The organism is Streptomyces tibetensis (genome assembly GCF_040647715.1).
Taxonomy (GTDB): domain Bacteria; phylum Actinomycetota; class Actinomycetes; order Streptomycetales; family Streptomycetaceae; genus Streptomyces; species Streptomyces tibetensis_A.
This window is the reverse complement of sequence record NZ_JBEZCR010000005.1, coordinates 122869-136176: the sequence shown is the minus strand read 5'-3', so window position 1 is coordinate 136176 and position 13308 is coordinate 122869. Positions and strand designations below refer to the sequence as shown.

The window sequence follows — 13308 nt, the reverse complement described above, 5'->3', positions numbered from 1 at the left end:
GTTCGCTCAGGCTCTTGACGTGCCATCCGGCCCGGAAGAAGCTCTGGCCGACGCATAGCAACCGGTTGCTGAACGTTTTCTCCGGTCGGCGTCCCGAGTGTTCCGGCATGCGACCGGCATGTCGAACAGCAAGAGCAGGAGGTGGTGCGTCCATGCACCCACGTACCGGTGCATCCCTGAGCCGCCGCCGGTTCCTCGCCCTTTCGGCGGCCGGTGCCGCGACCGGTACGGCAGCGCTGAGCGGTTGCGCGATGCGGGTCTCCAGCGGTGTCAGTGGGGGAGGCGAGACCGTCACGGTGATGGCGAAGGCCGACGACTTCTCCCCGGAGCTGATCCGGCAGGCCCGGAAGGACCTCGGCGTCAAGATCGTCACGGTGCGCTACGACATCACCAAGCTCATCGGCATGATGACCAACGGCGCCCCGCCCGACCTGGTGCGCGGCGTCGGCGCCACGGACGCGCCCTACTTCGCGGCACGCGACGTGATGGAGGACCTGGACCCCTACTTCGCCCGGAGCGACGTCCTCAGGGCGGCCGACCTCGACCCGGTCAACGACCTGTGGCGCTACGACGGCCGCACCCAGGGCAAGGGCCCCCGCTACGGCATGGCGAAGGACTTCTCGCAGGACTCCATGTTCTGGTACAACACCGCTCTCTTCGACGAGGCGGGGGTCGGCCACCCGCCGGAGACCGAGCCGGTCACCTATGAGGAGTGGATGGAGGACGCCAGGCGGCTCACCCGGCGCAGGAACGGCCAGACGACCGTCTTCGGCGGCAGTTACCAGGGCGTGCTCACTCCCAATCTGCTGGCGAGCCTGACGGCGTCCGCCGGAGGCAACCTCTTCACCGACGACTTCTCCCGGATCGACTTCACCACCCCGGAGGCTCGCAAGGCCCTGGCCTGGTACGTCGAGTACGGCCGCAGCCGGGTCGGGCCCAGCATCGTCCAGCCCGACCCCAACGCCTGGGACGGCCCGACCTATCAGGCCGGCCGGATGGCCATGTCCAACTCGGGCTACTGGCTCGGCGGCCTGATCAACACCGACAAGAAGCTGGCGCCCCTGTCACGCCTCGCCCCGGCCCCGCTCTTCGCGGGCGGCCGACGGGTCAGCCCCTGCCAGGCCGGAACCGGGTTCTGGATGCCGAGGAAGGCCAAGAACAAGGACGCCGCCTGGCGGGTCTTCGAGTGGTTCTTCGGTGAGGGACCGGCCAGGGCCCGCGCCTTGGGCGGCTGGGGCATCCCCACGCTGAAGTCCCTGCGCCCGCTGATGCCCGCCCGGGAGGACTACCAAAAGCGCGTGCTGAAGGTGCAGAACGCCGAGCTGAAGCACTTCTCGGTGATCGCTTTCACGCCCTACGCCTCGGCGGACTCGCTCTACGCCCTCTTCAACCAGGAGGCACCGGCCGCGATGAACGGCCACATGTCCGTCGACGCCCTCGCGGGCCGCCTGAACTCCGTCATGAACGAGCAGCTGAAGCGCGGAAAGGAGCAGGTCGGATGACGGTTGACCAGATATCCGTCACCGGACGGCCCGGCGCGCCCGACGACATCGCCCGCAGGGCCCCGGCCGACCGGCCCCGGATCTCCATGACCGGCCGCAGGCATCGCGCTTTCTACCTGTTCACCGCTCCCTGGATCACCGGTTTCCTGCTGCTGACCGTCGTGCCGATGGCGTACGCGCTGTGGCTGAGTTTCACCACGTACGACGGCATCTCGCCGCACTGGCGCTATGTCGGCCTCGGCAACTACGCCGAGCTGTTCTCCGATCCGCAGACCTGGAACTCCCTCGGCCGCACGGGCTTGTTCGCGATCATCTCGGTGCCGCTGTCGATCATCGCGGGACTCGGCCTGGCCGTCCTGGTCAACCGGCCGATCAGGGCCCGCGGACTGTTCCGCACCCTGCTCTATCTGCCGGCCGTGGTGCCACCGGTCGGTGCCGGTCTCACCTTCAAGGCGCTCTTCGACCAGAACTCCGGTGCGGCGAACGGAGTCCTCACCCTCTTCGGGTTCGACGCGCTCGGCTGGCTGGCGGACCCCTACGCCCGCTACGTGCTGCTGATGAGTGTGCTGTGGGCCGCCGGAAACGTCATGATCATCTCGCTGGCCGGGCTCCAGGACGTGCCCCGGGAACTGCACGAGGCCGCCCGGATCGACGGAGCCGGCGCCTGGCGGACGTTCCGCAGCATCACCGTGCCGCTGCTGTCGCCGGTGCTGCTCTTCCAGACCGTCACCGGTGTGATCGCGTCCGTGCAGACCATCATGCCGCTGCTGCTCACCCCGGACGGCACGACGGCGGGCGTCACCGCGCTGCCGCAGTCCAACTACCTCTACATGATGCACGTGTTCTCGCAGTACTTCGCGCTCGGCCGCTACGGCTACGCCTCGGCGCTGCTGTGGGTGCTCTTCGTCCTGATTCTCATCGCCACCGGGCTCATCTTCAGGTTCACGTCCGGTGTGGTGTTCTACAACGTCGACCCGGAGGCGAAGAAGTGACCGCCACCAGTCTTCCTCCCGGATCCACGCCCCGGGTGCGGATCCGTGCCGGCCGCCTGGTCCTCTACACGGCCCTGGTCGTCGTCACCGGCCTGTTCGTCGGTCCGTTCGGCTGGCTGGTCCTCAGCGGTCTGAAGACCCCGGCGGAGCTGGCCGCCTCGCCCGGGCACTGGCTGCCCGCCCAGGTCCAGTGGCACAACTTCGCTGACGCCTTCAACCTGATCGACTTCCTGGGCTACGCCCGCAACTCCCTGATCATCGCGACCCTCTACGCCACTCTCGTCACCCTCAGCTCCGCCTGGGTGGGCTTCGGTTTCGCCCGTCTCGAGGCCCCGGGGAAGAAAACGCTGTTCGGCATCCTCATCGGCTCGATGATGCTGCCGCAGATGATCACTCTGCTGCCGACCTACCTGATCTTCGCGCAGCTCGGCATGGTCGACACGTACTGGCCGTGGGTGCTCTGGGGCCTGGCCGCCGCCCCCTATCTGGTCTTCCTCTTCCGCCAGTTCTTCGCCGGACTGCCCCGTGAGCTGGAGGAGGCGGCGATCGTCGACGGCTGCGGCTACGGCACGATCTTCTGGCGCATCTTCCTGCCGCAGTCCTGGCCGGTGCTCTCCGCGAGCTTCGTGATCGCCTTCACCTGGTCCTGGGGCGACTACATCGCCCCCCAGCTGCTGCTCTCCACCGACCGCTCCACCCTCGCGGTGGCGGTCATGTCCACCTACGTCACCTCGGCCGGTACCCCCGTGGCCAACCTCCAGGCCGCGGGCTCCGTGATGTACGTCGTGCCGATCCTGCTGATCTTCCTGGTCGCCCAGCGCGGCTTCATCGCCGGAACGTCCACCTCCGGCCTCAAGTAACCCGGCCCGCAGTCCTGTTCATCCTTCGCGAGGAGTCGCAGATGTCCCCGTCCCTGTCCCGCCGCAACGCCCTTCAGGCGGCCGGCGCCACCGTTCTCGCCGCCGGGTTCACCCCGCTGTCGGCGACCGCCGCCCGGGCGGACGAGGCCGCCGCCGTCGCGCCGAAGCTCGTCACCTACCCCCGCCCGTCCGCCATGCCGACCAACACCAGCTTCAAGGTGCGGGTGCGCACCGCCCCCGACGGCGAGTGGCAGACGCTGGACATCTGGCGGCCCCAGCTGGGCGAGATCAACCCGACCACGGGGTCCAGCAAGACCTACAACTCGTCACTGGCGTACTTCGACTTCCAGGGATCCGTCGAGGTGGAGGTCACCTACCTCAAGGGCGGCACCACCAAGGTGCGCGTGAGACCGGATTCCTACGGCATCAAGCCCGAAGTGGGGGGTGACACCCTGCGCTTCACGCTCGACCGGCCGCGCAACGTCGTCGTGCAGATCAACGACGACATCTTCGACTGTCTCCACCTGTTCGCCCGCGCGGTCGAGAAGAAGAAGCCCGCGCAGGACGACCCGAACGTCCTCTACTACGGCCCCGGCGTCCACACCACCGCCGACGGCACGCTGCTCGTCCCCTCCGGCAAGACCGTGTACCTCGACGGCGGCGCCGTCCTGAAGGCGACCGTGATCTTCCGGAACGTGGAGCACGCCGGGATCGCCGGCCGGGGCGTGCTCGCCGGAACGGCCGGCGGCGGCGCCCTGGTCGAGAACGCGCGGAACATCTCCATCGGCGCCGTCACCGCCCTCAACCCGAACGGCTACGCCGTCCAGCTCGGCGAAGCCACCGGCGTCACCATCAAGGGCCTGTGCTCCTTCAGCTCCAAGGGATGGGGCGACGGCATCGACGTCTTCTGCTCCAGCAACGTCGTCATCGACGGCGTCTTCATGCGCAACTCCGACGACTGCATCGCCATCTACACCCACCGCTGGGAGTACTACGGCGACACGAGCAACGTCACCGTGCGCAACTCCACCCTGTGGGCGGACGTCGCCCACCCCATCAACGTCGGCACGCACGGCAACTCCGACAACCCCGAGGTCCTGAAGAACCTCACCTTCAGGAATCTCGACATCCTGGACCACCGCGAGCCCCAGATGGGCTACCAGGGCTGCATCGCCCTCAACCCGGGCGACAGCAACCTCATCAAGAACGTCAAGGTCGACGGCGTACGCGTCGAGGACTTCCGCTGGGGCCAGCTCATCCACATGCGGGTCATGTACAACACGAAGTACAACACCTCGGTCGGCCGCGGCATCCAGGGCGTCTACGTCAAGGACCTCTCCTACACGGGCAAGCCGCTCGCCACCTGTCTGCTGCTCGGCTACGACGCCAAGCACGCCATCAAGGACGTCACGTTCGAGAACCTCGTGGTCAACGGCACGGTCATCGCCGACTCGATGAAGAAGCCGACCTGGTACCTCACCACCGACACCATCCCGATGCACGCCAACGAGCACGTCCTGAACCTGAAGTTCCTCACCACCGCCGAGGCGGCCGCCGCGTCATGAGCACCGACCCCACGCACACGCGCCCCGTGAGCCACAGCGCCATGCAACCCACCGCACCGAGCCGCCGCGGCTTCCTGGGTGGTGCCGCCGCCCTGCTGCTGGCGTCGGGCGCGAGCGGACTGCTCGCCCCCGGTACCGCCCGGGCCGCGGGCCGGGACGGCACCGCACCACGCACCTTCACCCACCCCGGCCTGCTGCACAGCGCCGACGACCTGGCCCGGATGAAGGCCGCCGTCGCCGCCAAGGAAACCCCGGTGTACGACGGTTACCTCGCCCTCGCCGCCCACGCACGCTCGAAGTCGACGTACGCCGTCCAGAACACCGGGCAGATCACCACCTGGGGCCGTGGCCCCACCAACTTCCAGAACCAGGCCGTCGCCGACTCGGCCGCCGCCTACCAGACCGCACTGATGTGGTGCATCACCGGCGAACGCGCCTACGCCGACAAGTCCCGGGACATCCTCAACGCCTGGTCGGCCTCCCTCACCGCCGTCACCGGAGCGGACGGGCCACTCGGCGCCGGACTCCAGGCCTTCAAGTTCGTCAACGCGGCCGAGTTGCTCCAGTACACCGGTTACGACGGCTGGGCGAAGGACGACGTCGCGCGCTGCAAAGAATCGTTCCTGCGCGTCTGGTATCCCGCCGTCTCCGGTTACATGCTGTACGCCAACGGCAACTGGGACCTCACGTCCATCCAGTCGATCCTGGCCATCGGCGTCTTCTGCGAGGAGCCCACCCTCTTCGAGGACGCGCTCCGGTTCGCCGCCGCCGGGGCGGGCAACGGCAGCGTCCCGCACCGCATCGTCACGGACGCCGGACAGGGCCAGGAGTCCGGGCGCGACCAGGGCCACGAGCAACTCGCCGTCGGCCTGCTCGCGGACGTCGCGCAGGTCGCCTGGAACCAGGGCGTCGACCTGTACGCCTTCGACGGAAACCGGCTGCTGGAAAACGTCGAGTACGCCGCCCGCTACAACCTCGGCGGCGACGTGCCCTTCGTCCCCGACCTGGACCGCACGGGCAAGTACATCAAGACGTCCGTCTCGTCGACGGGACGCGGCACCCTGCCCCCGATCCACGAGATGGCGTACGCGCACTACGCGGGCGTCCGCGGCCTCGACACGCCCTTCACGAAGGCGGCCGTCTTCCGCGGCGGCGGTGGTGCCCGCGTCGTCGAGGGCAGCAACGACGACCTGCCCGGCTGGGGCACCCTCACCTTCGCCGGCACGAAGGCCCCGCCTCCGTCCGCGCCCACGGCTCCGGCCGGTGTGACGGCGGTCGGCGGCGAGGGGTCCGTCACGCTGGCCTGGCTGCCGTCGGCGTGGGCCGAGTCGTACACCGTCCTGCGCGCGGCCGCCGCCGACGGGCCGTACGAGAAGCTCGCCACCGGGATCACCGGCCCGACGTACACCGACCGCCGGACCCACCGGGGACGCACCTCCTACTACAGGGTTGTCGCGGCCAACGCCCAGGGAACGAGCGACCGTTCGGCCTGGGCGGCAGCGGTCCCCGGGCTCCCCGGCCCCTGGCGGACCCGTGACGTGGGAGATGTCCGGATCCCCGGCTCGGCCGTCTTCGACGGGGAGCGGTTCGTTTTGGAGGCGTCCGGCACCGCCGACACCCACCGCCTGGCGTACCTGCCGCTGCGCGGCGACGGTATGGTCACGGCCCGGATCGTATGGCCACTCAGCTCCCAGTACTCGAAGATCGGCGTCACCGTGCGGGCCGCCCTGGACGCGGACGCCGCCCACGCGGCCATGCTGATCCAGGGCCTGCCGCTGCACACCTGGAGCGGTGTGTGGAGCGTACGGGCGAAAGCCGGGGGAGTGGTCAAAGGCACGGGAAGCACCCCCGTGCCCCCCTCACAGCAGCCGGCCGTCACGACCGGCGCCGCGTTCCCGATCTCCTCCCTCGGTGACCTCCCCGAGTCGGCGACCCCGCTCGAGGCCCCGTACGTCGAGGGCGCCGGCGACGGCTACCGGCTGCGCATGCCCTACTGGGTCCGGGTGACGCGCCGCGGCGGTCGCTGCACCGGAGCCATCTCCCCGGACGGTGTGCACTGGACCGAAGTCGGCACCAGCGACGTCCAGTTGGGCAGGACGGCCTACGTCGGTCTCACCCTCACCTCCTGCCTGGGCGTCGACGAGGACTACGCCGAGACCGGCACCGGCGCCTTCGACAACGTCGGCGTCACCTCCCGCACGGGCGGCGAGGTCTGGTCCGTGCCACGCCCCACCCGGGCAGCGGGCGACCTGCGGGCCGCACCGGGCGCCGACGCGGTCGAGCTGGCCTGGACCGACCCGGACCTCTCGGCCCGCTACACGGTGCTGCGCTCCACCTCCGCGAAGGGCCCGTTCAAGACTGTCGCGAGCGACCTCGGCCCCGTCGGCTTCGGCACCCGCATCCGCTACGCCGACGCGACCGGCACACCCGGCACGACGTACCACTACGCGGTGGCGAAGACGAACCGCGCCGGACACGGCCCGCTGTCGGCTCCGGCCAAGGCGACCATGCCGACACCCGCCACGCCCCGGCTCACCTCACCCACCGCGGCGTTCACCAACCAGGGCGCCCCCTTCCAGCACCTCCTGCGCGCCACGCACGAGCCGACCCGCTTCACCGTGAAGGGACTGCCCGACGGTCTGCGCCTCGACCGCCGCACCGGCCTGATCTCCGGAACCCCCACCCGGACCGGCGAGTTCACCCTCACCACCACCGCCGGCAACGCCGCCGGAGAGGCCACCGGCACGCTCACCCTCACGGTCGGCAGCCCGCCGCCCGCGCCCTGGACCCATGGCGACCTGGGCGACGTCATCCTCGACGACCGCGACCACGGCACCCTCGGCGTGGTCGCCGTCCAGACCCCCGGCAGCACCTCGTACGAGGCCGGCACCTTCGTGGTGCGGGGCGCCGGAACCGACCTCACCGTCAACAACCAGGGCATGACGGGCCAGTTCGTACGACGGCCCGTCAGCGGTGACTGCGAGGTCACCGTCCGCCTGGTCTCCCGCGCCGGAGCCACCGGCGACCGGGTCGGCCTGCTCATGGCCAAGTCCCTGTCGCCGTTCGACCTGGCGGCCGGGGCGATCGTCACCGGCGGAACGAGCGCCCAGCTGATGCTGCGCCCGACCGTCGCGGGAAAGTCCGCCTTCACGGGCAACGCGGCGGTCACCGCCCCTTGCCTGCTGCGGCTGAAGCGCACCGGGACGCACTTCACCGCATCCGCCTCGACCGACGACGGCGCCACCTTCACCCCCCTCGCCGACGGAGACATCCCCGGCTTCGGTGACGCCCCCTATCACGTGGGCCTCGTGGTCTGCTCCCGCGACCCCCTGGCCCGCAGCACCACCCAGTTCGACGAGGTGAGCATCACCCCCATGTAGTACCCCACGGATCGGAGAGCCCACATGAGCCGCACGTCCCCCCACACCCACCATCACGAGGGCGGCCGGGTGAGCCGCCGCGGTCTGCTCAGGACCGCAGGCGGCCTCACCGCGGCCCTCGCCCTCGGCGCCACGGCCACGGCCACAGCCACCACGGCCGGCGCCGCACCGGCCGCCTTCGCCCACCCCGGCATGCTCCACAACGCCGGCGACATCAACCGCGCCAAAGTCAGAGTCGCCGCGGGCGACGACCCCTGGCTCTCCGGCTGGAACAAGCTGACCGCCAACTCCCACTCCCAGTCCACCTGGACGCACCGGGCCACGGCGACGATCATCCGCGGCGGCACCGGAGAGAACTACCCGCAGCTCTACAACGACATCGCGGCCGCCTACCAGAACGCCCTGCGCTGGAAGGTCGGCGGCACCGAGGCCAACGCCCGGTGCGCCGCCGCCATCCTCAACGCCTGGTCACACACCCTGACCACGGTCACCGGCAACGCCGACCGGTTCCTCGCCGCCGGCATCTACGGCTGGCAGTTCGCGAACGCCTGTGAACTCATGCGGGACTACCCGGCGTTCGACCTCGCCGCCGCCCAGGAGATGCTGGTCAGGGTCTTCTACCCGCTCAACAACCAGTTCCTGACCGGCCACAACGACGCCTGCATCACCAACTACTGGGCCAACTGGGACCTGTGCAACATGGCCTCGATCATGGCCATCGGGATCCTCACCGACAACGCCGCCATGTACGACCAGGCTGTTTCCTACTTCAAGTCCGGCGCCGGAAACGGTTCCGTCCAGCACGCCGTTCCGTTCCTGTACGCAAACGTCGAGGGCTACGACCTCGGCCAGTGGCAGGAGTCGGGCCGCGACCAGGGCCACACCATGATGGGCATGGGCCAGATGGGCGCGCTCTGCGAGATGGCCTGGAACCAGGGCGACGACCTCTACTCCTACGACGGCCGCCGCTTCATGAAGGCCGCCCAGTACGTCGCCAAGTACAACCTCGACATGGACGTGCCGTTCACCACCTACACCTGGGGCACCGGTCAGAACTGCTCCCAGCAGTCACATACGGTGATCAGCACGGTCTCCCGCGGCCAGGCCCGCCCGGTCTGGGCGATGCTCCACTACCACTACGGGCGGCGCCTGCTCCTCGACGACAAGTACATCGCCCAGATGTGCTTCTCCGTCGCCCCCGAGGGCGGGGGAGGTGACTACGGCACCACCAGCGGCGGATTCGACCAGCTCGGCTTCGGCACGCTGATGTACGCCAAGTAACCCGAACAGTCCTCCCACCCACTCGTGCACCGGAATACCGGGCCACAATGAGGTGCTCTGATCTTCACGGTGCACGAGCGCGGTGAGGAAGCTGGTGGACGTATGACGACAGACCAGGCGGCCCCGCAGACGGACCCCGTGGTGAGCACGCCCTTCGGCGCCCTGCGAGGCCGGTACGAGCGCGGGGTCGCGGTCTTCCGCGGCGTCCCGTACGCGGCCCCTCCCTTCGGCCCCCGCCGCTTCCGCCCGCCCGTGCCGCTGCCGCCCTGGGACGGTGTCCGTGACGCCGGTGCCTTCGGCCCCACCCCGCCGAAACCGCCGTACTCCGACGCCTTCGCCCACTACCTGTCGGACCCGGTCGTGCCCGGCGACGACTGCCTCAACCTCAACGTCTGGACCCCGCAGCCCGATCCGAAAGCCCGCCTCCCCGTCCTCGTCTGGGTGCACGGCGGCGCCCTGACCAGGGGTTCTTCCGCCGTACCCGTCTACGACGGGCATGCCTTCGCCCGCGACGGCGTGGTCTGTGTCTCCATCAACTACCGGCTGGGTGTCGAGGGCTACGGACTGTTCCCCGACACACCCCCGAACCCCGGCCTGCGCGACCAGATCGCCGCCCTGACCTGGGTGCACGAGGCCATCGAAGCCTTCGGCGGCGACCCCGGCCGCATCACCCTCTTCGGCCAGTCCGCCGGGGCGATCAGCATCGGCGCCCTCATCGCCGCCCCGCAGACCCAGGGGTTGGTGCGGCGGGCCGTCCTGCAGAGCGGGCCGCCCGAGGCGTCCGAGCGGGCCAGGGTCCGGCGGATGGTCCGCCGCATGGCCTCCCGGCTGAAGATCCCCGCCACCGCCGAGGCCTTCGCCGCCGTCGACCGGGATCTGCTGCTGCGCACCCAGGCCGAGGTGGGCAGGCTGAGCAGCCCGGTGGTCGGCGGACCCGCCTTCGGTCTCGTCGTCGACGGCGACGTCGTCCCGCGCGACCCCCTCCAGGCCCTCACGGACGGCGGGGCGGCCCCCGGGGTCGAGCTGCTGCTGGGCTGGACCCGGGACGAATACCGGCTGTGGCTGGTGCCGGGCGGGCTCCTGGACCGCGTCGACCGCCTCGGGGCCGTCGCCCTCGCGGGTGCCATGGCCCGCTGCCACTGCGGCAGCGAGGTGCCGCGCGGCTACCGCACCCTGCACCCCGAGGCCGGCACGGCGGAGACCGTCGGCCAGCTCGTCACCGACCATCTGCTCCGCATACCCCTGCACCACTTGGCCGACGCCCGCACGGAACCGTCGTACGTCTACGAGTTCGCCTGGCCCTCGAACCTGCCCGGCCTCGGCGCCTGCCACGCGCTGGAGCTGGGCTTCGTCTTCGACACCGGAGACGTCCCCGAGTCGCGGAAACTCGCCGGGGAGGGCGCCCCGCAGGAACTGGCCGACGCGATGCACGGGGCGTGGGTCCGCTTCGCCACCGACGGCGACCCCGGCTGGGAGCGCTGGGACGCGACCCACCCGGTGCGCGTCTTCGGTGACCGGGCACCGGACGCCCGGAACGGCCTGGCCTACACGGCCCGCGGCCCCCGTGACCGTGAAATCGCCCTCTGGAAGGCCGACGCCCTCAGGCCCGCCGACCCCCCACCGGCCTCGGTCCTCGTCGACGACCCGCACGGTCGCGTCGTGGAACTGCGGTCAGCCGTACGGCGCCTGCGGCGCTCGGGCGCTCTCCGCCGTCACTGACGGCGCCGCCGCAGGGCGGGTCGTTCGGTAATGTGTTCGCCCGGGAGGGCCCGAACGGCCGCTGCCAGGAGGGCAACGCAGCCGCAGCCCACGTCCCATGACCACGGACGTCGGGTCTGCACGGCCTCCGGCCCTGCCCGCAGCACGGACCACGAGACGGACGGGGGAACCGATGACGACCGATCACGCCTTGTTCAAGGTGGGGAGCAGCCCACCGCGGGAGAGCGACACGGTCATCGACGTACGGGATCTGCGGATGCGCTACCGCAGCCAGGACGTGTTGAAGGGTGTCCGCTTCACGGCCCGGCGAGGCGAAGTCGTCCTGCTGCTCGGCCCGAACGGCGCGGGCAAGACGACCACCATCGAAATCCTGGAAGGCTTCCGGATGCGCTCGGCCGGGGACGTGACCGTCCTCGGCACCGATCCGGCCGCCGGGGACGAACGGTGGCGTGCGCGCCTGGGCATCGTGCTGCAGTCCTGGCGCGACCACGGCAAGTGGCGGGTGCGGGAGCTGCTGGCCCATCTCGGCTCCTACTACGTGCCGTACGCGACCGCTTCCGTGCCGCGCCCCTGGGACGTCGACGAGCTCCTCGCCGCAGTGGGGCTGACCGGGCAGGCGGACCAGCGGGTCGGGACGCTGTCCGGCGGGCAACGGCGGCGTTTCGACGTGGCCGTCGGCATCGTGGGCAGGCCCGAGGTGCTGTTCCTGGACGAGCCGACGGCGGGCCTGGACCCGGAGGCGAGGAACGAGTTCCACGGCCTGGTACGCGGCCTCGCGGACGAGAACACCACCGTTGTGCTGACCACGCACGACCTCGCCGAGGCGGAGAAGCTCGCCGACCGGATCCTCATTCTGGCCGGTGGCCGGATCGTGGCCGACGGCTCGGCGCAGGAGCTGTCACGGCAGGCGTCGGCCGAGGCCACGGTGCGCTGGACGCGGGACGGGCAGTCGTTCGAGGAGGCCACGGCCGAGCCCACCCGGTTCGTCCGCCGGCTGTTCGAGGAGCACGGCGAGGCGATCGGCGGGTTGGAGGTGCGCCGGGCGAGCCTGGAGGACACCTACCTGGCGATGGTGCGGGAGTTCGAGTCGGGCCACGGTCCCGACGAGCGGGCCGTACCGGCCTTCGGGGAGGGATCGCCGTGAGTGCGGTGTGGCACGCGGCGCTGGTGGGAGTACGGCGCGGCTGGACGGAACTTCGGCAGACCTTCACCACCGGCCAGGACGTGTTCGGCTACGCGCTGTGGACCGTTCTGCTCGTCGTGCCGCTGTACTTGGGCAGGGACGAACCGCTGAAGGGCGCCGGCATCTCCAACGGCGCGTTCATGCTGCCGAGCGTGCTGGGGATGACGCTCGCCTTCACCGGGCTGATGACCACGGCGCAGTTGCTCACGACCGAGCGCGAGGACGGCACTTTGCTGCGGGCCAAGGCCGTGCCCCACGGCATGGTTGGCCACCTGGTCGGCAAGATCGTCATGGTGTCCGGTACGGCACTCGCCTCCATGGCGCTCCCCTTCGCCGTGGGCGTGTTCCTGGTGGACGGAGTGGCCCGGCAGGGCGGCGGAGCGTTGCTGACGCTGGTGTGGGTGGTGCCGCTGGGTCTCCTGGCCACCCTGCCGATGGGCGCCGTCGTCGGCTCACTGGTCAACAGCCCGCGCACCGTCGGCTTGCTGATGCTTCCGGTGATGGGGCTCGTGGTGATCTCCGGGATCTACTTCCCGCTGTCGGAGCTGCCCGGGTGGCTGCAGACCGTGGGTCAGGTCTTCCCCTTCTACTGGCTCGGTCTCGGTCTCCGCTCGGCGCTGCTGCCGGCCGGCGCTGTCGCCGCCGAGGTCGGCGCGTCCTGGCGGCACCTGGAGACCGCGGGAGTGCTGTGTGCCTGGACCGTCGCCGGGCTGCTCCTCGCACCGTCCGTCCTGCGCAGGATGGCCCGCCGCGAGTCGGGGGCCGCGATGGCGGAACGGCACCGGAAGGCGATGCAGCGGGTCGGTTAGACAGGTCCGTGGACGCC

9 protein-coding genes are annotated in these 13308 nt (G+C 70.4%); all 9 read left to right on the top strand.

The genetic code is table 11. The annotated features are described in order from the left end of the window. Positions 1 to 152: 152 nt before the first annotated feature. The 9 genes from AB0B29_RS15110 (at position 153) to AB0B29_RS15070 (ending at position 13291) form a co-directional block, all read left to right on the top strand. On the top strand, positions 153 to 1502 hold the full coding sequence (locus tag AB0B29_RS15110; RefSeq protein WP_362239021.1) for an extracellular solute-binding protein: 1350 nt from the start codon (positions 153 to 155) through the stop codon (positions 1500 to 1502). Beyond that, positions 1499 to 2494 (top strand): carbohydrate ABC transporter permease, encoded by a 996-nt coding sequence (locus AB0B29_RS15105; protein ID WP_362239018.1) that lies wholly within the window; start codon positions 1499 to 1501, stop codon positions 2492 to 2494. Before AB0B29_RS15110 ends, AB0B29_RS15105 begins: the two co-directional genes overlap by 4 nt. Continuing rightward, the gene (locus tag AB0B29_RS15100; protein WP_362239015.1) at positions 2491 to 3354 is read left to right on the top strand and encodes a carbohydrate ABC transporter permease; all 864 of its coding nucleotides are present in this window, start codon (positions 2491 to 2493) and stop codon (positions 3352 to 3354) included. The genes AB0B29_RS15105 and AB0B29_RS15100 overlap by 4 nt, the downstream gene beginning before the upstream one ends. A 41-nt stretch (positions 3355 to 3395) precedes the next feature. After that, entirely contained in the window at positions 3396 to 4919 is a 1524-nt protein-coding gene (locus AB0B29_RS15095; RefSeq protein ID WP_362239012.1) for a right-handed parallel beta-helix repeat-containing protein, read from the top strand. A 41-nt stretch (positions 4920 to 4960) separates the two neighbouring features. Next, positions 4961 to 8299 (top strand): alginate lyase family protein, encoded by a 3339-nt coding sequence (locus tag AB0B29_RS15090; protein ID WP_362239957.1) that lies wholly within the window; start codon positions 4961 to 4963, stop codon positions 8297 to 8299. Between the two features lie 24 nt (positions 8300 to 8323). Continuing rightward, positions 8324 to 9580: an alginate lyase family protein gene (locus tag AB0B29_RS15085; RefSeq protein ID WP_362239009.1), complete on the top strand. Its 1257-nt coding sequence runs from the start codon at positions 8324 to 8326 to the stop codon at positions 9578 to 9580. Positions 9581 to 9682: 102 nt separating this feature from the next. Next, complete coding sequence (locus tag AB0B29_RS15080; RefSeq protein WP_362239006.1) at positions 9683 to 11299, top strand: carboxylesterase/lipase family protein; 1617 nt, start codon at positions 9683 to 9685, stop codon at positions 11297 to 11299. Positions 11300 to 11471: 172 nt separating this feature from the next. Beyond that, the gene (locus AB0B29_RS15075; protein WP_362239003.1) at positions 11472 to 12443 is read left to right on the top strand and encodes an ABC transporter ATP-binding protein; all 972 of its coding nucleotides are present in this window, start codon (positions 11472 to 11474) and stop codon (positions 12441 to 12443) included. After that, positions 12440 to 13291, top strand: a complete 852-nt coding sequence (locus AB0B29_RS15070; RefSeq protein ID WP_362239000.1) for an ABC transporter permease — start codon at positions 12440 to 12442, stop codon at positions 13289 to 13291. Before AB0B29_RS15075 ends, AB0B29_RS15070 begins: the two co-directional genes overlap by 4 nt. Positions 13292 to 13308 lie beyond the last annotated feature (17 nt).

What these genes read in the sequence shown, in the direction of transcription:
- AB0B29_RS15110 (WP_362239021.1), top strand. Translation starts at nt 153, where the DNA reads ATGCACCCACGTACCGGTGCATCCCTGAGCCGCCGCCGGTTCCTCGCC.
- AB0B29_RS15105 (WP_362239018.1), top strand. Translation starts at nt 1,499, where the DNA reads ATGACGGTTGACCAGATATCCGTCACCGGACGGCCCGGCGCGCCCGAC.
- AB0B29_RS15095 (WP_362239012.1), top strand. Translation starts at nt 3,396, where the DNA reads ATGTCCCCGTCCCTGTCCCGCCGCAACGCCCTTCAGGCGGCCGGCGCC.
- AB0B29_RS15090 (WP_362239957.1), top strand. Translation starts at nt 4,961, where the DNA reads ATGCAACCCACCGCACCGAGCCGCCGCGGCTTCCTGGGTGGTGCCGCC.
- AB0B29_RS15085 (WP_362239009.1), top strand. Translation starts at nt 8,324, where the DNA reads ATGAGCCGCACGTCCCCCCACACCCACCATCACGAGGGCGGCCGGGTG.
- AB0B29_RS15080 (WP_362239006.1), top strand. Translation starts at nt 9,683, where the DNA reads ATGACGACAGACCAGGCGGCCCCGCAGACGGACCCCGTGGTGAGCACG.
- AB0B29_RS15075 (WP_362239003.1), top strand. Translation starts at nt 11,472, where the DNA reads ATGACGACCGATCACGCCTTGTTCAAGGTGGGGAGCAGCCCACCGCGG.